Origin of the sequence: Tardiphaga sp. 866_E4_N1_4, assembly GCF_052076075.1 — a bacterium.
Lineage (GTDB): Bacteria > Pseudomonadota > Alphaproteobacteria > Rhizobiales > Xanthobacteraceae > Tardiphaga > Tardiphaga robiniae.
The window spans coordinates 2,495,255-2,513,037 of the sequence record NZ_CP197242.1 but is presented as its reverse complement, the minus strand read 5'-3'; the positions used below and the strand labels follow the sequence as shown (position 1 = coordinate 2,513,037).

The 17,783-nt window shown below is 62.3% G+C and carries 17 protein-coding genes; 11 read left to right on the top strand and 6 right to left on the bottom strand.

The features are described 5' to 3' along the window. The first annotated feature begins 4 nt into the window (after positions 1 to 4). Both AB8B20_RS12335 and AB8B20_RS12330 read left to right on the top strand, forming a co-directional pair. The gene (locus AB8B20_RS12335; RefSeq protein WP_089265520.1) at positions 5 to 355 is read left to right on the top strand and encodes a cupin domain-containing protein; all 351 of its coding nucleotides are present in this window, start codon (positions 5 to 7) and stop codon (positions 353 to 355) included. 34 nt (positions 356 to 389) lie between these two features. Further along, entirely contained in the window at positions 390 to 1,358 is a 969-nt protein-coding gene (locus AB8B20_RS12330; RefSeq protein WP_158596892.1) for a Bug family tripartite tricarboxylate transporter substrate binding protein, read from the top strand. Positions 1,359 to 1,403: 45 nt separating this feature from the next. Here the strand turns inward: AB8B20_RS12330 and AB8B20_RS12325 are convergent, their stop codons facing one another. Genes AB8B20_RS12325 through AB8B20_RS12305 form a run of 5 tightly spaced genes read right to left on the bottom strand, consistent with a single transcriptional unit; the run spans position 1,404 to position 6,476 of the window. After that, on the bottom strand, positions 1,404 to 2,378 hold the full coding sequence (locus tag AB8B20_RS12325; protein WP_439072762.1) for a sugar ABC transporter substrate-binding protein: 975 nt from the start codon (positions 2,376 to 2,378) through the stop codon (positions 1,404 to 1,406). A gap of 54 nt (positions 2,379 to 2,432) precedes the next feature. Further along, positions 2,433 to 3,413, bottom strand: a complete 981-nt coding sequence (locus AB8B20_RS12320; protein ID WP_439072761.1) for an ABC transporter permease — start codon at positions 3,411 to 3,413, stop codon at positions 2,433 to 2,435. Beyond that, positions 3,410 to 4,387 (bottom strand): ABC transporter permease, encoded by a 978-nt coding sequence (locus tag AB8B20_RS12315; RefSeq protein ID WP_439072760.1) that lies wholly within the window; start codon positions 4,385 to 4,387, stop codon positions 3,410 to 3,412. The genes AB8B20_RS12320 and AB8B20_RS12315 overlap by 4 nt, the downstream gene beginning before the upstream one ends. Then, complete coding sequence (locus AB8B20_RS12310) at positions 4,384 to 5,955, bottom strand: sugar ABC transporter ATP-binding protein (protein WP_439073067.1); 1,572 nt, start codon at positions 5,953 to 5,955, stop codon at positions 4,384 to 4,386. Before AB8B20_RS12310 ends, AB8B20_RS12315 begins: the two co-directional genes overlap by 4 nt. 56 nt (positions 5,956 to 6,011) lie before the next feature. Continuing rightward, positions 6,012 to 6,476, bottom strand: a complete 465-nt coding sequence (locus AB8B20_RS12305) for a RidA family protein (protein WP_158550404.1) — start codon at positions 6,474 to 6,476, stop codon at positions 6,012 to 6,014. Between the two features lie 148 nt (positions 6,477 to 6,624). Here AB8B20_RS12305 and AB8B20_RS12300 point away from each other — a divergent pair, with 148 nt between their 5' ends. Further along, positions 6,625 to 7,158, top strand: coding sequence for a MarR family winged helix-turn-helix transcriptional regulator (locus tag AB8B20_RS12300; protein WP_439072759.1), 534 nt, complete (start codon positions 6,625 to 6,627; stop codon positions 7,156 to 7,158). A gap of 92 nt (positions 7,159 to 7,250) precedes the next feature. On the opposite strand, the gene AB8B20_RS12295 is transcribed toward AB8B20_RS12300, so the two are convergent. After that, on the bottom strand, positions 7,251 to 8,402 hold the full coding sequence (locus tag AB8B20_RS12295; RefSeq protein WP_439072758.1) for a LacI family DNA-binding transcriptional regulator: 1,152 nt from the start codon (positions 8,400 to 8,402) through the stop codon (positions 7,251 to 7,253). A 189-nt stretch (positions 8,403 to 8,591) separates the two neighbouring features. Between AB8B20_RS12295 and AB8B20_RS12290 the strand changes: the two genes are divergently transcribed. Genes AB8B20_RS12290 through AB8B20_RS12255 form a run of 8 tightly spaced genes read left to right on the top strand, consistent with a single transcriptional unit; the run spans position 8,592 to position 17,752 of the window. Further along, positions 8,592 to 9,671: a maleylacetate reductase gene (locus AB8B20_RS12290; RefSeq protein ID WP_439072757.1), complete on the top strand. Its 1,080-nt coding sequence runs from the start codon at positions 8,592 to 8,594 to the stop codon at positions 9,669 to 9,671. Then, entirely contained in the window at positions 9,668 to 11,035 is a 1,368-nt protein-coding gene (locus AB8B20_RS12285) for an amidohydrolase family protein (protein WP_439059571.1), read from the top strand. The genes AB8B20_RS12290 and AB8B20_RS12285 overlap by 4 nt, the downstream gene beginning before the upstream one ends. Further along, entirely contained in the window at positions 11,032 to 11,949 is a 918-nt protein-coding gene (locus tag AB8B20_RS12280; RefSeq protein WP_439059570.1) for an NAD(P)-dependent oxidoreductase, read from the top strand. Before AB8B20_RS12285 ends, AB8B20_RS12280 begins: the two co-directional genes overlap by 4 nt. Before the next feature lie 9 nt (positions 11,950 to 11,958). Beyond that, positions 11,959 to 12,843 (top strand): intradiol ring-cleavage dioxygenase, encoded by an 885-nt coding sequence (locus tag AB8B20_RS12275; protein ID WP_439072756.1) that lies wholly within the window; start codon positions 11,959 to 11,961, stop codon positions 12,841 to 12,843. A gap of 59 nt (positions 12,844 to 12,902) precedes the next feature. After that, positions 12,903 to 14,303, top strand: coding sequence for an FAD-linked oxidase C-terminal domain-containing protein (locus AB8B20_RS12270; protein WP_439072755.1), 1,401 nt, complete (start codon positions 12,903 to 12,905; stop codon positions 14,301 to 14,303). Further along, entirely contained in the window at positions 14,300 to 15,838 is a 1,539-nt protein-coding gene (locus AB8B20_RS12265) for a sugar ABC transporter ATP-binding protein (RefSeq protein ID WP_439072754.1), read from the top strand. The genes AB8B20_RS12270 and AB8B20_RS12265 overlap by 4 nt, the downstream gene beginning before the upstream one ends. Beyond that, complete coding sequence (locus AB8B20_RS12260; RefSeq protein ID WP_093756888.1) at positions 15,831 to 16,781, top strand: ABC transporter permease; 951 nt, start codon at positions 15,831 to 15,833, stop codon at positions 16,779 to 16,781. Before AB8B20_RS12265 ends, AB8B20_RS12260 begins: the two co-directional genes overlap by 8 nt. Next, positions 16,778 to 17,752: an ABC transporter permease gene (locus AB8B20_RS12255; RefSeq protein ID WP_439072753.1), complete on the top strand. Its 975-nt coding sequence runs from the start codon at positions 16,778 to 16,780 to the stop codon at positions 17,750 to 17,752. The genes AB8B20_RS12260 and AB8B20_RS12255 overlap by 4 nt, the downstream gene beginning before the upstream one ends. The last annotated feature ends 31 nt before the right edge of the window (positions 17,753 to 17,783 follow it).

The window sequence follows — 17,783 nt, the reverse complement described above, 5'->3', positions numbered from 1 at the left end:
AGCCATGCATGTTGTCCGCCTGAACGATGCCCCGCGCTACGAAGCCCCTGGCCACAATGACATGCGGATGTTCCGCCTGCAGGGCCGCGACGCCGGGCCGGGCGATGTGATGTGGCTCGGCATGAGCCAGATTCTGCCGGGCGGCGGCATTACGCCCTCGGCCTCGCCGGAGGAGAAGTTCTATGTCGTCCTCGAAGGCGAAGTAACCTTCGAGACGCCGGATGGCATCGCCACCCTCGGCATCTGGGATTCCTGCCGCATCGCGCCCAACGAGACGCGCGCGCTGCGCAACGAGACGAAACGACCGGCGGTGGTGTTGCTTGCAATGCCGCTGCCCAACACCGCCAGAGGCTGAAAGCCCGGCACTTGGTTCTTTAAGGGAGAAAATGATGGATCGCCGACACTTCATGATCGGCTCTGGCCTCGCCGCGACTGCGGCGCTGATGGGCAGCGGAGCCATTGCACAGACTTATCCGAACCAGCTCGTGCGTATTATCGTGCCGTTTTCGGGTGGCAGCCTCACCGACATCCTTGCCCGTTCGGTGGCCGAGAAGCTTGCTGCGAAGTGGAAGCAGCAAGTCATCGTAGAGAACAGGCCCGGCATCGCCGGTGTCAGCAGTGTCGCCAAAGGCCCGACCGATGGCTCGCAGATCATGCTGACCTCAAACGGCCACAGCGTGATCGGCGTGGTCAACAAGAACCTCAACTTCGATCCGATCAAAGATTTCGCTGCGATCAGCCGCGTCGGATCGACGCCGTCCATCCTGATCGTGCCGCCGGATGCGCCGTTCAAGACGCTGGCCGAACTGATCGCTGCGGCAAAGGCCAAGCCGGATTCGCTGAGCTACAGCTCTGCCGGCGTCGGTAGTTCCACCGGTATCGCCGCCGAACTGTTCAGGCATCTCACGCAGACCAAGATGGTGCTGATCCCGCATCGCGGACTGCCGGAATCCCAGATCAGCATCATGCGCGGCGACACCTCGGTTGCCTTCACTTTCTTCGGCGTCGGTGGCGACCTGATCCAGTCGGGAAAGTTGCGCGCACTGGCAGTCACCGGCAAGAGCCGCATGGCGCAACTGCCTGATGTGCCAACCTTCGCCGAGGCAGGGCTCCCCGAATTCACCTACGATAGCTGGTTCGGCATGCTCGCCGCCGCGGCGGTGCCGAAGCCCATCGTCAGCCAGATCGCGCGCGATCTCGCCGAGGCGCTCAGCGATCCGGCCCTGATCAAGCAGTTCGCCGCGCAGGGCGCCGACATCGCCAGCTCGACGCCGGAAGCGTTCGAGGCCGAATTGCGCAGCGATGCGGAGCGTTATGGCAAGCTCATCGCGATGTCGACGGACGGGGCGGCCAAGTAGGAAGGCAGGCCTGCAGCACGCGACGCGTCTGCAGGCCCGTTAGCGCTACTTCGCGATATACGCGTCCGGCGTCGGGCAAGTCCGGTCCTTGTAGGGGACGAGCCAGGGCGCATAATTGGCCTTGGTGATGATCGCACCGGGGATCGTGATCTGCTTCGGCGCACTCTGGCCGCGAATGGCATTCAGGCCGACAGCGGTGGCGACGCAGCCGATCTTGAAGCCGTCGAACTCCGCGATTGCCAGCAGGCTGCCGGCCTTCACGGCTTCGACAGCCTCCGGCACGCCATTGATCGAGACTACCGCGACGTTCTTGCGGCCGGCTGCATTGAGTGCCTCGATGGCGCCGAGCGCGGACGCGTCGGCAGCGGCGATCACGCCGTCGATGGTGCTGAACTGCTGGATCAAGTTCTCCATCGTCTGCATGCCGAGCAGGCGCTGGAAGTTGGCGGGCTGCGAGGCCAGTATCTTGATATTCGGATAGTCCTTGGCCGCAGCGTCGAAGCCGCGCTTGCGCTCGTCGCCCGTGGTCGAGCCCTTGACGCCTTCGAGGATCACCACATTGCCCTTGCCGCCGAGGTGGTCGAACAGCGTCTTGGCAATGTCATAGCCGAGCTTGTAATCGTCCTGGCCGACAAAGGAGAGATAGGGGGCGTCGCCGCCGCGGTCATTGTAGTTGATGATCGGCAGGCCGGATTCGATCAGGCGCTTGATCGTCGGCAATTGCGCCTTGGCATCGATCGGCATGAACAGCATCAGATTGGGCTTGGTCACGCCGACGTCTTCGAGCTGCGACATGCCTTCGGTGATATTGTTCGGCTTGGTCGGCGTGTAATATTTGACCGTCGCGCGCATTTTCTCCGCCATCTGCGCGACGCCGGCGCGCACACCCTCGAAATGAGGGTCCACCTGGTTCTTCGTGAAGGCTGCAATCACTTCGCCATCGGCGCGCGCCGCCGAATTGAACAGGGTGCCGCAAATGACGGCGGCAAGAACGCATCGGATAGATCGGGTGGTTCGCATGATGGCCCCTCTGGTTGTGAATGACGAGACTGTGGTGAACTGGTGATGCCGGGTCTATCCGCTCCCTGATCGGCGTCGGCTGATGACGAGATCCGCAATGATGGCGACCAGGACGACGGCGCCGTTGACGAAGGGATGCCAGGTCGCTGCAACATTCAGCAGATTGAGGCCGTTGACGATGATGGTGAGCAGGATGGCGCCAAGCACGGTGCCGACGATGTTGCCGTTGCCACCGAACAAGGATGTGCCGCCGACCAGAACTGCGGCGATAGCAGGAAGCAGCAACGGCTCGCCGATTCCGGGCTCGGCGGCATTGAGGCGTGCGAGATAGACGAGAGACGCGATGCCCGCCGTCAAGCCGCTGAGCACATAGAGCAGCAGCCGACGACGCTCGACCGGGACGCCGGACAGCAGCGCGGCGGTCTGGTTGGCGCCCATGAAATACGCCTCGCGGCCGAAGGTCGTGCGGTGCAGGAGGATGCTGCAGGCGAGACAGACCACAAGCGTGATCCAGATCGGCAGCGGAACGCCGAGGAAGAAGCCGGTGCCGAAATAGCGAAACGACATCGGCATGCCGTAGATCGTCTGCCCGGCCATGAACCAGTAGGCGATGCCCTGCGCCACCCACAGCATGCCGAAAGTCGCAAGGAAAGGCGGCAACTGCAGGCGGTTGATCATCAGCCCGTTAGCGTAACCGATCAGCGTGCCGGCGCCGATGGCGACCGCAACGCCGTACCACGGATTGCCGGTGGTCTTGATCGCGGCTGCGGCGAGACAGGCCGACAGCGTCAGATTGGCGCCCACCGACAGATCGAGCCCGCCGCCGATGATGACGAGTGTGAGGCCGGACGCGACGAGAAACAGCAGGCTCGCCTGCCGCAGCATATTCAGCAGATTGCTCACCGACGCGAATCCCGGATCGACCGCGGTCAATGCGCCGGCGATCAGAACGATCAGCACGAACCGGCCGAGCAGGGCCGCAGTGTCGGGCGACAGGGACGATGGGCGGATATCGAGCGTTGCCGGGATCGTCATGCCGTACGCCTCACGAATTGCTTGCGCGCCTGGTCGATCAGCAACGCGAGGATGAGCAGGATGCCGATGCACACGACCTGCAGCGATGAGTCGATGGACAGAATGTTGAGTCCATTGCGCAGCACGGTGATGGCAAGCGCGCCGAGCACGGCACCGAACAGCCAGCCCTGTCCTTTTTCGAAGGAGGTGCCGCCGAGCACGACTGCGGCGATCGCCTCGAACTCCATGCCGATGCCGACGGTCGGATGCGCTGAATTGGTGCGTCCGATCAGCAACACCGCCGAAAGGCCGATGATCGTGCTGCCGAGCACATAGACGGCGAGGTGGACGAGATTGGCGCGAATGCCGGCGAGACGCAGCGCGTCCTTGTTGCCCCCGATGGCGATCACGTAGTTGCCGAGCCGAGTGCGATAGAGCAGTAGCCACAGCGCGGCATAAAGGGCGGCCGCGATCGCGATCGGCGTCGGAATGAACCAAAGCTGGGAGCGATAGAAGGTTTCAATGGCAGGCGTGAAACCGCCGACGGGATCTCCATTGGTGAGCACCAGCGCAATCCCCTGCATCAGCCCCATGGTGCCGAGGGTGACGACGAAAGCGGGTAGCGTCAGATAGGCGATCAGGACGCCGTTGAGGGCGCCAAAGGCGGTGCTGATCGCGAGTGCCGTCGCGCAGGCAGCGAATACGCCCCATCCGGCGAGAAGCGCCTCGGCGACGATGACGCCGCTCAGCCCGAGCAGAGCTCCGGCCGACAGGTCGAGGCCCTCGGTCATAATGATGAGCGTCATCGGCAGGGCGAGCATCAGTAGTAGCGAGGTCTGCAAGCCGACATTGACGAGGTTGGTCTGGGAAACGAATTTCGGATTGACGATCGTAAACAGCACCAGCATCAGGATCAGCAGGAGGCCGGCGCCGGGGATTGCGCTGAGGAACTGACCCATGCCGGACCTGCGCTGCAGCTGGATCGTTACGCTCATTGATGCACCGCCAGTTCGAGGATGGCCCGCTCGGTTAGCTGGTCGCCGGCGAGATGCCCGACGATGCGATGGTCGCGCATGACATAGGCGCGGTCGCAGAGCTGAACGAGCTCCGGCAGTTCCGAGCTGATGACGACGACACCGGCCCCGCCATCGACCAGTTGATCGATCAGGCGATAGATCTCCGCCTTGGCGCCGACATCGACACCGCGCGTCGGTTCGTCCAGCAGAAACAGTTTGGCTCCCGCGGCCAGCCATTTGGCCAGCACGACCTTCTGCTGATTGCCGCCGCTGAGGGTGTGGACGCTCTGGCGCGTGCCATGGGCGGCAATGCCGAGCTGTGCGATCAGCCCGCGTGTGTCCCGCTCAGCTTTGGTCGGTGAGAACCAGCCGGAGGTGAAGCTGCGCCACAACGAGGCGACTGTCGCATTGTCGCGGACATCGAGTGGCAGCGCCAATCCCTCCCGTTTGCGATCTTCCGGGAGCAGGGCCATGCCCGCACGCACCCGTCTGTCCAGTGTGGCCGGCGTGCGCGATCCGAACAGAGCGATCTCGCCGCTCGCGATTGGATCCGCGCCGAACAAGGCGCGAACCACTTCGGTCCGGCCGGACCCAACGAGGCCGGCAAGCCCCACCACTTCGCCGGCCAGAATTTCGATGGAGATGTCCGACAGTTTGGCCGTGTTCACATCCCTGGCGAGCAGAACGGGCTCGCCGGGCGGGCGCGGCGTCCGTGCGAGTTGCGATCCCGATGGTCGCCCGATCATCGCGCCGACCATCTCGGCCTGGCTTTTCTGACCGCGCAGCACGCTGGTCACGACGGCGCCGTCGCGCAGGATAGTGATGCGATCGCCGAGCATCTGCACCTCCTTCATGCGATGGGAGATGTAGACGATGGCGACGCGCTTTTCCGTCAATCGCGCGATGGTTTGAAACAGGCGATCTGATTCACGCTCGGAGATCGCCGCCGTCGGCTCGTCCATCACGAGCACCCGCGCGTTCTGCGAAAGCGCCTTGGCGATCTCCACCATCTGCTGCTGGGCTACGCCGAGATCGGCTGCGTATGCGTGGGTGTCGTAGTCGAGGCCGAGATCGTCGAGGATGGTGCGTGCGGCTGCATGCATGGCCGCGGAATCGACGAGGCCGAAGCGACTGAATGCGGCTTCGCGACCGAGAAAGATGTTCTGCGCGATGTCCAGATACGGGATCAGCGAGAATTCCTGGAAGATGACGGCGATACCAAGCGCGCTGGCATCGGCGGGGCGGGCGACGGCGACCCGCCGGCCCTCGATCTCGATATAGCCGCGATCGGCCGCATAGGCGCCGTACAGCGTCTTGATCAGCGTCGACTTTCCCGCACCATTCTGGCCGAGGATGACATGGACCTCACCGGCATAGACGTCGAGCGATACGTTCTTGAGCGCATGCACGCCGGGAAAGGATTTGTCGATACCGACCAGACGCAGCAGCGGCGCATCGGCTTCGCTTCCGGTCGCCCGCGGCGCGGACCCCTTTGGGGCGTGCAGCGTGCGGTCCCCTTGCTCATTTTGATTTTCAGTGCCGTGCATCATTGTCGGCCTCGTTCGGCCCGATGACCCGGGGCCGGCGGGAGGTCACATCCGGTCTATTTTTGCACGGGAATGGCGGCGATCATGTCGAGCTCGACACGGGCGCCCTGGGTCGAGAGCTGGTTGATGCAGATGGTGGTGCTGGCCGGCGTCCAGTCGCCGAAATATTCCTTCATCACCTTCACCATACCGTCCTGGTCCCGGATGTCGGTCAGGTACTTCGTCACCTTGACGATGTCGGTCCAGGTCAGCCCTTCGTGATCCAGGATCGACTGGATCGTCTGCATGGCGCGGTGGGTCTGGTCCTCGATCGAATTCGGATGATCGTGCTCCTCCAGAACATGGGGATGCTTGTGATAGAGCGGCGAGGGCGTTGCTCCGGAAATGAAAAGCATGCCGCAGGGCACTTCGACACGGATCGCTGGCGCATAAGGCATGTCCGGCTTCCGCTCCGGCATCGTCTGGATTTCCTTGACGTGCGGATTGGTGGGCGAGGTCGCAAAGGCCGGCTTGGCTGTCATGATCATTTCCTCGATGGCGGGCGTTGGTAACCTCGTGACCTTCTCGCGAGGGGCATCCGATCAACCCGTCACGAAGCGTGAGGTCAAACTATCTTTAAGTCAAGATAAAATATCTTTGCAGAAAGATAGATGAATTTGCATATATTCGGTGGCCCGTGCCTATATGCTGATCATCATGACCACCGATTCGATTGATGAGATCATTGCCGGCTGGAGCCGGCGGCGGCCCGACCTCGACGCCGGTCACCTCGACGTCGTCGGCCGGATTGTCCGGCTGTCCGTGCATATGCGCAGCGCCATCGAGCCCGCGCTCGAGGAGCAGGGCTTCAATTGGGAATTGTTCGACCTGCTTCTGACGATCTACCGCCGCGAGGCCGATAGCAGTATCGGTGTTCGACCGACTGACCTCTATGCGGAGTGCCTGCTGTCGTCGGGCGGGCTCACCGCGCGGCTGCGGCGTGCCGAGCAGGACGGCTTCATCGTCAGGCGCCAGGATCCTGAAGATGGCCGCGGTGCGCGGATCACGCTTACGGCCAAGGGGCGAAATTCCGTCGACAAGGCGATTGCCCAGCACTTCAAGTTGTCCCGTTCGGTCGACGAGGTGCTGACGGCCAACGAACGTCAAACGCTCACGCGGCTGTTGCGGAAACTTCTGATCTCGGTCGAGAAGCCAAGTCTGTAACGGATCGCATCTGAGCGCCCCCGTTGTCAGCAAATCCGGATTGGTCGTTGGCACCTTTCCATGCCACCGCCGCAGCGTGCGTCAGGTTTCGCTTAGCTTTGTCGGTGCCGTATTCTGACTTCTCTTTTGGCGGTGTCAGAAAGATCCGATGAACGTGTCTTGGTCGGCAGTTTGATCGCGGCGACAGAATCGCGCGCAAGCAAAACCGGCTTCAGTACGATCCGATCGTTTTGAACCGGCGTTCCCTTGATCATCGCAATAAGGATGTGAGACGCCTGCGTTCCCAGTTCCGCAGTCGGTGTACTGATGGTCGTCAGCGCCGGTGCTATCGCATCCATGAACAGCATGTCGTTCATGCCGACCAGCGAGATGTTGCCGGGACATGAAATGCCCTTGTTTCTCAGGTGCCGAAGGCAGCCTACGGCCAGCATGTCGTTGCCAGCCACAATCGCCGTAATATTGGGGTTCTCCGTCAGCAAACGTTCGCAAGCGAACTCGCCTTCCTCGACCGTAAAGGCCTCACCGAAGACGGCAGTGGGCGCAACTCCGTCTTGAGCCAAGACTTTGCAAGCGCGCCGAAAGCCGCGATAGCGGTGGTAACCCGTCGACACATTTTGCGGGCCGCCGACATGAGCAATTTGCCTGTGCCCACACTCGGCGAGATGATGAACCGCCAGTTCCATTGCCTTAGCGTCGTCGACCCGGACGCTCGGAATGAATTCGCTTTCAGGGTCGCGAAACACCGCGACGACTGGAATATTCGCCTCGACGCAGGCTGCGATGCCGGGATCGTTTCGCTCGAAGGTCGCGACGATCAGCCCCTCGACGCCTTGCTGGATGAAACGATCGATCAGCGCGGCCTGCCTGAGCGGATGGTTGTCGGTATTGCCGACGATGGTGACGTATCCAATCTCGGCGAACCGGTCCTCAATCGCCCGCACTATGGGGGGGTGGACGGGGTCACCAAGGTTCGAAACAATAACGCCGACGGTGCGAGATCGCTGGGTCCGAAGCGCCGATGCCATGGCGTTGGCCCGATATCCCAGCTTCTTCGCGCAAGCTTCGACGCGCTCGATCATTTCTGGGGAGATCAGGTGGCGCTTCTCGGGATTGAGCCCGCGCGACACCGTTGACCAATGGACGCCAGCACACTTCGCGACATCAATGATTGTCTTACGCGACGACCGCTCCTGAAGCGCGGGTGACGTCTTCTTGGTATTCTTGGTTTTTTTGGGCATCGCCATCCAGCCTGCTCGCGCGCGTCGTCGTATCCGCTAACGATCACGTGAGAATGCCTCATCTTGCACAAATTGACAAACGTGTGCAGAGTTTCTTGACAAACGTGTGCACGGGAATGATGGTAGCGAAAATCCGCTGCATGCCTTGGTGCAATGCAGCAGAGGCGCCTAACGGCGTCGACGATCAGGGATGGAATGATGGAGAGCTTCGTCTATCAGGCGGCGCCCATGCGGGTCGTCTTCGGCTCGGGACGGCTGGCAGATCTGGCCGCTGAGCTCGACCGACTCGGCGTTAAGCGCGCACTCGTTCTGACGACAGCCCAGCAGAAATCTCACGGCGAGCAGATTGCCGCCCTGATCGGTGACAGAGCGGCGGGCGTCTATGCCGGTGCGGTGATGCATACGCCGGTTGATGTGACCGAACTTGCGATGCAGCAGGTCAAGGCTCTGCAGGCCGACGGCATCGTCGCGGTGGGCGGTGGTTCGACCATCGGGCTAGGCAAGGCGATCGCGCTACGGACCGACCTGCCGCAAATCGTCGTACCGACCAGCTATGCCGGGTCCGAAATGACGCCGATCCTGGGTGAGACCCGCGAGGGACTGAAGACCACGCAATCGAGCCCGAAGATACTCCCCGAAACGGTCATCTACGACGTCGACCTGACGCGCACATTGCCGCCTGCATTTGCCGTGACATCGGGCGTCAATGCAATCGCTCACGCTGTCGAAGCGCTCTATGCGCGCGATGCCAATCCGGTCGTGTCGTTGATGGCGGAAGAGGGCATTCGCCTGTTCGCCGGCGCGCTGCCGAAGCTTGCGGCTGGCGAGGACAACGCGGCGGCGCGCGATGATGCCCTGCGCGCTGCCTGGTTGTGCGGCGCCTGTCTCGGCGCCGTCGGCATGGGTCTGCATCACAAGCTCTGCCATACGCTGGGCGGCACGTTCAATTTGCCACATGCCGAAACCCACACGGTGATCCTGCCGCATGCGATGGCCTATAATGCTCCCGCCGTGCCAGTTGCGGCGGCTCGCGTCGCGCGCGCGCTTGGCGCCGGACAGGCCGCGCAGGGACTGTTCGATCTTACGCAGGGACTTGGCGCCAAAGTCGCGCTGCGCGATCTGGGAATGCCGAAGGACGGCATCGAACGCGCCGCCGACCTTGCCGTCAGCAATGCCTACTGGAACCCGCGGCCGCTGGAACGCGATGCCATCCGCGATCTGATCGCGCGGGCCTGGGCGGGCGAACCTCCGGTCGTAGCGGAGGCGTTGCGATGACGGCCACGCGCACGCTCATCAAGTCCGCCACGATCCTGACAATGGACGACACGATCGGCGATCTCGCGCAAGCCGACCTGCTGGTTGATGGCGATCGCATCGTCGACATCTGGCCGGGCCTCGATGCCGGTGATGCGGAGATCGTCGATGGTCGTGGTCGCATCGTCATTCCGGGCCTTGTCAACGCGCATATGCATACGTGGCAGACCGCCTTGCGCGGCTTCTCCGCGAACTGGACGCTTCCCGAATATTTCCGCCGGATGCATGCGGGACTGGCCACGGTCTTTCGTCCCGAGGATATCCATATCGGCACGCTGATGGGCGCGCTGAACCAGATCAATTGCGGCACCACCACGCTGGTTGACTGGTGTCACAACAACCCAACGCCTGCGCATAGTGATAGCGCCGTCGCGGCGCTGAAAGAGAGCGGCATCCGTGCCGCCTTCTTTCACGGCTCGCCGAAGCCGGAGGCGGCGCCGGGGCAGCCGCACTTCTCCGAGGTTCCGCATCCGCGCCATGAGGTCGAGCGCTTCCTGGCAGGGGCACTGTCTAGCCGCAGTGATCGCGTCACGCTCGGGCTCGCGATTCTCGGCCCGCATTATTCGACCATGGATGTTGCCATCCATGATTTCGAATTGGCGCGTGAGTTCGATCTGATTGCCTCGATGCATCAGGGCGGAGGCCCGGCCAAGACGCCGGGTGGCTGGGCGAAGCTGATTGCAGCCGGTCTGGTCGGTCCCGGCATCAACATCGTGCACGGCAACGATCTTCCCGACGATCTGCTGCATCAGCTTGTCGATCTCGGCGTGTCGTTCTCGGTCACGCCAGAAAATGAAATGAATCAGGGCCACGGCTACCCGATCACCGGGCGGCTGTTGAAGCTGGGATCGCGGCCATCGCTCGGGGTCGATCTGGAATCGGTGCTGCCCGGCGACATGTTCAACGTTGGCCGCATCGCACTTTCGATGCAGCGTGCGCTAGACAACGCCGAGAGCCGGCGGGCCACGGGCGCCATCCCGGCTGCCACGACGATCACGACGCGTGAGGCCTTGCGCTGGATCACCATCGAGGGCGCTCGCATGCTCGGGCGTGAAGACACCATCGGTTCGCTCACACCGGGCAAGAAGGCGGATCTGGTCGTCATCAATGCCACCGACCTCAACCTCTGGCCGGTCCATGATCCGGTTTCTACGGTCCTGATGCAGTCCAGCATCGCCAATGTCGAGGCGGTCATGATCGACGGCATCTGGCGCAAGCGAGGCGGACACCTGCTGGCGGAGAACCTCGACCACAAAAAGAATGAACTCGAGCGATCAGGCATGCGTATCGTCTCCGAGATCGAACGTCAGGAGAAAGCGGCATGACAACCCCGTCGAGAGATCAAGCACAGGCCGTCGCCTGGATCGGTGTTGGCAAGATGGGCTTGCCGATTGCCGGCCGCATGGTGGAGGCCGGTATCCGTGTCACCGGTTACGACCCAAGCCAGCAGCGCTTGGTGTTGGCACAGCAGCTTGGGCTTCAGACGGCTAACTCCGCGGCGGACGCCGCTGCAAACCACTCGATCATCTTCACATCGCTGCCCGACGATGCGGCGTTGCGTTCCGTGGTGCTCGGACCAGACGGCTTGCTGAACAAGCTGACACGTGGTGCGGTTCTGATCGAGACGAGCACTGTCAGCGCCGAAATATCAGCGGAGGTTGGTGTCGCGGCGGAGGCAACGGGTATTGCCTATCTGCGCGCTCCGGTGTCCGGCAATGCAGCGATCGCGCATACCGGCGCGCTGACCTGCTTCGTGTCGGGGCCGCGCGACGCGTTCGATGCGGTTCAGCCGGTGCTGGCGACGTTCACACGCGCGCAAACCTATCTCGGCGTGGCTGAAGAGGCGCGATTTGCCAAGCTCGCGGTCAACCTGATGATCGCGGTGTCCGCCGGAATGATGGCCGAAAGTCTCGCGCTGGCGCGCAAGGGCGGCATCTCCTGGCCGGATATCCTCAAGGTCCTGGATGATAGTGCGGTCGCCTCGCCGATGGTCAAGTACAAGACGCCGCCACTGGCCACGCGCAACTTCGAGTCTACTTTCTCGTGCCGGCAGATGGCCAAGGATCTCGACCTCATCATCGGGGCCGGCCATCACGTCGGCGTGCCGCTGCAACTCGCAGCGCAGGTGCGAGAAATCTACGGATCGCTTGTTGCGCAAGGAGATGGCGAATCCGATTTCATCGCCACCGTGCGCCATGTCGAGCGACTGTCGGGTCTCGGCGAGCCGAAGCTTGGGTGAGGGGAGGCCATGCGGAATTTCAACGAGAACACCATCACCGACGCCGTGCTGGATCGCATCACGGATGCCGGCCAGCCGCGGATCAGACAGATCAGTGAGGCGCTGGTACGCCATCTGCATGCCTTCGTCCGGGAGATTCGGCCGACCCAGAGGGAATGGGAGCAGGGCATCGAATTCCTGACGCGTACCGGTCACATGTGCGACGATAAGCGCCAGGAGTTCATCCTGCTTTCGGATACGCTCGGGGTGTCGATGTTGGTCGATGCTATCAATCATGGTGCCGAAAAAGGTGTGACGGACACGACCGTGCTCGGGCCGTTCTTCGTCCAGGCGGCCCCGGAGAAGAAGCTTGGCGAAGACATCTCCGGTGGCATGGAGGGCGATCCGATGATCGTGACGGGATCGGTCTCGACGCCGGATGGCAAGCCGATCGCAAATGCGACAATCGACGTCTGGCACTCCGACGACGACGGGTATTACGATGTTCAGCAGCTCGACAAGATCGGCGATCTGGCGATGCGTGCGCGGTTTCATGCCGATGCCGAGGGCCGTTTCCGGTTCTGGTCGATCAAGCCAGCGGCCTATCCGATCCCGCATGACGGGCCGGTCGGCGATATGCTCACGGCTCAGGGGCGTCATCCGTGGCGGCCCGCCCATGTTCACTTCATGATCTCGGCGCCTGACTTCGAACAACTGGTGACGCATGTGTTCGTCGCGGGCGACAAGTATCTCGACTCCGACGTCGTCTTCGGCGTCAAAGATACGCTCATTCGCGAATTCGCCCGCAAAGATGCCGGCGAAGCTCCCGACGGGCGCATGCAGAACACGCCTTACTATCATTTGAATTACGATTTCGGTTTGAAGCCAGACGCCAACAAGGCGCATGCTGTCTAGCTAACAATGCGCATCACGGGCCGCAGAGCCTGAGCGCTGATATGGAAGGGGAGGATGCTATGGGAGCGCCAGTGAGCGCCGAGACGGCCGTGGTCCGTCTGAACGAGATCATTGGGGCACGCGCCACGATTGCGCGCGGCGTGCTCGATGATCACGGCCGCAGCGAAGCCTATCACGCCAGCCGTCCACCGGATGTCGTGGTGTTTCCGGAGACCACGCAGGAAGTCGCTGAGATCGTGAAGCTCTGCGGCGAACTAGGCATGCCGGTCGTTCCATTCGGCGCGGGTACTTCACTCGAAGGCAATGCAGCATCGGTGGCTGGCGGCGTCTGTATCGATTTTGCGCGGATGAACCGCGTGCTCCGGGTGCATGACAAGGACCTCGACGTCGTCGTGCAGCCTGGCATCACCCGCAAGCAGCTCAACGCGCATCTGCGCGACACCGGATTGTTCTTTCCGATCGATCCCGGCGCCGATGCGTCGATCGGCGGCATGACCTCGACGCGCGCGTCAGGGACCATGGCCGTCCGCTACGGCACCATGAAGGATAATGTGCTGGCGCTCGAAGTCGTGCTGCCGGATGGGCGGGTGATCCGTACCAGCCAGCGCGCCCGCAAATCGTCAGCCGGTTACGATCTCACCCGGCTGCTTGTCGGCTCCGAGGGCACGCTCGGCGTCATCACCGAAATCACCCTGAAGCTGCATCCATGGCCGCAGGCGATCTCGTCCGCGGTCTGCAGTTTCGGGCGACTCGATCAAGCGATCGATGCTGCGATTGAAGTGATCCAGTCGGGCATTCCGGTCGCGCGGATGGAACTGCTGGATGAAGTCATGATGCGCGGCATCAATGGTTATTCCAAACTTGGCTATCGCGAGGCGCCGACGCTGTTCTTTGAATTCCACGGCACCGAGGCGAGTGTCGCGGAGCAGGCCGAACTGGCGGAGGCGATCGCCACCGAACATGACGGCCAAGGCTTCCAATGGGCGCGTGCGGCGGAAGACCGGACGAAGCTGTGGCATGCCCGCGACAACACGCTCTATGCGGGTCTCAGCCTGAAGCCGGGCGCCAAGGCCATGATCACGGATGTCTGCGTGCCGATCTCACGGCTGACGGAGTGTCTCACCGAGACGCGTCGCGACATCGATGCCAACGGACTGATCGCGCCTGTGGTGGGCCATGTCGGCGACGGGAATTTCCATCTGCTGATCCTGATCGACCAGGATAATGCCGACGAAGTCGCGCGCGGCAAGGCGCTGCACGCGCGGTTGGTGGCGAGGGCGATCGCGATGGAGGGCACCTGCACCGGCGAACACGGCATCGGTACCGGCAAGATCGGATTCCTCCAGGACGAGCTCGGCGACGCCGTCGATATCATGCGTGGCATTAAGGCGTCGATCGATCCGAAAGGCATGATGAACCCCGGCAAGATCTTCTTGCCCAATGCACCGGTGCTGGCATGACGCAGCTCGCTCAGTCCAAGGCTGCCGTGTCGATCGTTCAAGCAGCGCCGCCGCTGTTCGAACTGCGCGGCATCTCCAAGGAATTCCCGGGAGTGAAGGCACTCGACGATGTGTCGTTCTCGGTCTGGCCAGGCGAGGTGCATATGCTGCTCGGCGAGAACGGAGCAGGCAAATCGAGCCTGATGAAAGTGCTGTGCGGGGCCTATCGCGCCGATAGCGGCTCGTTCCACTACAACGGCGGGACAGTCGAGATCGCGTCGCCAGCCGATGCGCAGAAGCTCGGCATCGCCGTCATCTTCCAGGAATTCTCGCTGGTCCCCTATCTCGACATCGCGCAGAACATCTTCCTCGGACGCGAGCCGGCAGGACGTGTTCCCGGCACGATCGATCGCGCGAAAATTCTGGCTGATGCCAGGCGCGTGCTGGCTTCGATCGGATTCGACATCGATCCGGCGATCCGGATCGAGAAGCTGGGCGTCGCCCAGCAGCAGATGGTGGAGATTGCAAAGGCCATCAGCCAGAACGCGCGAATTCTCGTGATGGATGAGCCGACGGCGGCGCTGTCCGATCGCGAGACGGAATTGCTGTTCGCACTGATCGCGCGGCTCAAGGCAGACGGCGTCGCCATCATCTACATTTCGCACCGCATGGCGGAGGTGTTCTCGCTCGGTGACCGCATCACGGTGCTGCGCGATGGGCGTCGTATCGATGAAGTGAAACCCGGGGCCGTGTCATCGGACGATCTGGTCCGGATGATGGTCGGTCGCAGCGTCGATATGAGCTATCCACGGACCTTCGCCCAGGCCCCTGGCAAGGTCATGCTTGAGGTGAAGGGTCTCTCCTCTGCCTCGGGCATTGCGGGCATCGACCTGGTGGTGCGGCAAGGCGAGATCGTCGGGCTGTGCGGGCTGGTCGGCTCGGGGCGCACGGAAGTGGTGCGGGCCATCTTCGGAGCCGACAAGGCGACCGCAGGACAGATCCTGTTCGACGGCCGGGAGAAATCCGGTGGTCCGGACGAAGCGGCGAGACTGGGGCTCGCGCTGATTCCGGAAAGCCGCAAGGCCGAAGGTCTGGCTCTGATCCGCTCCGTCGGAGACAACCTGATCGTTTCCGCGCTACGCAAGATCTTTCCGCGTGGCTTCTTCGATCAGGGAAAATCCAGGCAGGTTGCCAATGATCTGATCCGGCAGTTGAGGATCGTGACCCCATCGGACAAGCAGGCCGTCGGTCTTCTGTCCGGCGGCAACCAGCAGAAGGTCGTCATCGGCAAATGGCTGGCCGCTGGCGCCAAGCTGTTCATCTTCGACGAACCGACACGCGGCATCGATGTCGGAGCGAAAGCCGAGATCTTCGCGCTCATCGACCGACTGGTCGCGGATGGTGCCGCTGCGCTGATGATCTCGTCGGAGCAGGCGGAAATCTGCCACGTCTGTGATCGCGCCTATGTCATGTGCGACGGACGGATCGCGGGTGAACTGGCTCGCCACGAACTGAGTGAGGAAAACATCGTGAAGCTGGGGATGCATCATGCGTGAACAAGCGATGGTATTGAACACCAATCCGCTTCAGCGGATTCCCGGCGTTGCCGTCATGCTGGTGCTGCTATGTGTTGTCTTCAGCCTGATGACGCCCGGCTTCCTGACGGTGCCGAATATCTCCAACGTGCTCGTCCAATCGACGATTCTGTTGATGCTGGCGCTTCCGATGACGCTGATCATCATGACCGAAGGTCTCGACCTGTCGATGGGCGCAGTGCTGACGCTGACCTCGCTGATCGTCGCCATCGTCGCTTTGGCCACTGGCTCGCTGCTGCTCGGTCTGCTTGCGGCTCTGGTCGTCGGAATCGTGTTCGGGACGATCAACGGCTGGCTGGTGGCCGTTGTCGGCATTCCCCCTTTTGTCGCCACGCTGGGCACACTCGGGATGGCGCAGGGGCTCTCGCTGATCGTCAGCGATGGCCAGAGCGTCGTCGGCATGCCAGCGGCCGTTCGCGGCGTCTATTCCGGAACGCTCGGCGGCGTTCCGCTTCCGATCGTACTGGGACTGGGAAGCTACCTTGCCTTCCACGGATTACTCTACCACACGCGTTTCGGGACTTACATTTTCGCACTTGGCGGCAACCGCGAAGCGTTGAAATTCGCCGGCATCTCGGCCCGACGCTTGCTGATCCTCGTCTACGCGCTCGGCGGCGCCATGGTCGGTCTGGCCGGTCTCCTGATGACTGCGCGCATGAACTCCGGGCATCCAACCGCTGGCCTCGGTCTTGAGTTCGATGCCATTGCAGCGGTTGCCGTCGGCGGCACGTCGTTCGAGCGCGGCAATGGCTGGCTGCTTGGCACCTTGCTCGGCGTGGTCACCGTGGGCGTGTTGCGCAACGGATTGAATCTGCTGGCGCTGCCGTCTTCGATTCAGGTGGCAAGCGTCGGCTTGCTGGTGATTGCAGCCTTGTTCGTCGATGGATTGCGGAGCCGATCATGACCGATATCTCAAAGCCGATCTCAGGCGGCAGAATGTTGCTTTCCGACGAGATGATCCAGGTGTTCTATCGCCTGCTCGCCGCGTTTCTGATCTGTGCGGCGCTGACCATCCTGACCAACTCGTTCTTCAGTCTCGGCAACATCCTCAACGTCCTGCGTCAGGCGAGTCTGCTGTTCTTCATTGCGTCGGGTCTGACTTTGGTGGTGCTGACAGGTGGCCTCGACCTTTCGATTGGTGCCAATGTCGCCATTTCCGCCTGTATTGCCGGAACGGTGATTCATCAGACGGGCTCGCCGACCTTGGGGGTACTGACAGGCATCGGCGTCGGTGGCGCGGTGGGGATGCTGAACGGCGTGATGGTGACGGCGCTTCGAATCCCATCCTTCATTGCGACCTACGGGATGCTGTGGGTGCTGCACGGCATCACTTACTGGTACATGGGCGGAGAGACCATGCACGGCTTCCCGGCTGGCTTTCGCCAGATCGGCAGTGGCTATTTTCTCGGTCTTCCGATCCCGGTCTATCTGTTGCTGGTCTTCCTCGCCATCGGAACCATTTTCGCGCAGCGCACCACGTGGGGACAGGAAATCTATGCCATCGGCGCCAACCCGGTCGCCGCGCGATTGTCGGGCATTCCCGTCGCTCGCCGACTCCTGCTGGTCTACACAGTGTCGGGCGCAATGGCCGGGCTCGCCTCGATCATCTTTCTTGCGCGACTGAACTCTGCCGAAGCCGATATCGGAGAAAGCCTGACACTGCCGGCGATTGCCGCGGTTCTGATCGGGGGCACCTCGCTGTTCGGCGGTCTCGGAACGGTGTTCGGCACGTTCGTCGGCGCACTCATTTTGACCCTGGTCCTCAATGGCATGAACCTGTTGTCGGTCAACGCGAGTTGGCAGCCATTGGTGACCGGCGTCATCGTCATTCTGGCAGTATGGCTGGATATGAAAACACGGCGCCGTGCGGCGTAAGTGTTCGATCTTAAAAAACAAACGGAGGGAA

Bases quoted from the DNA above. Each gene is read 5' to 3' on its own strand.
- AB8B20_RS12335 (WP_089265520.1), top strand. From the start codon at position 5: ATGCATGTTGTCCGCCTGAACGATGCCCCGCGCTACGAAGCCCCTGGC.
- AB8B20_RS12330 (WP_158596892.1), top strand. From the start codon at position 390: ATGGATCGCCGACACTTCATGATCGGCTCTGGCCTCGCCGCGACTGCG.
- AB8B20_RS12325 (WP_439072762.1), bottom strand. From the start codon at position 2,378: ATGCGAACCACCCGATCTATCCGATGCGTTCTTGCCGCCGTCATTTGC.
- AB8B20_RS12320 (WP_439072761.1), bottom strand. From the start codon at position 3,413: ATGACGATCCCGGCAACGCTCGATATCCGCCCATCGTCCCTGTCGCCC.
- AB8B20_RS12315 (WP_439072760.1), bottom strand. From the start codon at position 4,387: ATGAGCGTAACGATCCAGCTGCAGCGCAGGTCCGGCATGGGTCAGTTC.
- AB8B20_RS12310 (WP_439073067.1), bottom strand. From the start codon at position 5,955: ATGCACGGCACTGAAAATCAAAATGAGCAAGGGGACCGCACGCTGCAC.
- AB8B20_RS12305 (WP_158550404.1), bottom strand. From the start codon at position 6,476: ATGACAGCCAAGCCGGCCTTTGCGACCTCGCCCACCAATCCGCACGTC.
- AB8B20_RS12295 (WP_439072758.1), bottom strand. From the start codon at position 8,402: ATGGCGATGCCCAAAAAAACCAAGAATACCAAGAAGACGTCACCCGCG.
- AB8B20_RS12290 (WP_439072757.1), top strand. From the start codon at position 8,592: ATGATGGAGAGCTTCGTCTATCAGGCGGCGCCCATGCGGGTCGTCTTC.
- AB8B20_RS12285 (WP_439059571.1), top strand. From the start codon at position 9,668: ATGACGGCCACGCGCACGCTCATCAAGTCCGCCACGATCCTGACAATG.
- AB8B20_RS12280 (WP_439059570.1), top strand. From the start codon at position 11,032: ATGACAACCCCGTCGAGAGATCAAGCACAGGCCGTCGCCTGGATCGGT.
- AB8B20_RS12275 (WP_439072756.1), top strand. From the start codon at position 11,959: ATGCGGAATTTCAACGAGAACACCATCACCGACGCCGTGCTGGATCGC.
- AB8B20_RS12270 (WP_439072755.1), top strand. From the start codon at position 12,903: ATGGGAGCGCCAGTGAGCGCCGAGACGGCCGTGGTCCGTCTGAACGAG.
- AB8B20_RS12265 (WP_439072754.1), top strand. From the start codon at position 14,300: ATGACGCAGCTCGCTCAGTCCAAGGCTGCCGTGTCGATCGTTCAAGCA.
- AB8B20_RS12260 (WP_093756888.1), top strand. From the start codon at position 15,831: ATGCGTGAACAAGCGATGGTATTGAACACCAATCCGCTTCAGCGGATT.
- AB8B20_RS12255 (WP_439072753.1), top strand. From the start codon at position 16,778: ATGACCGATATCTCAAAGCCGATCTCAGGCGGCAGAATGTTGCTTTCC.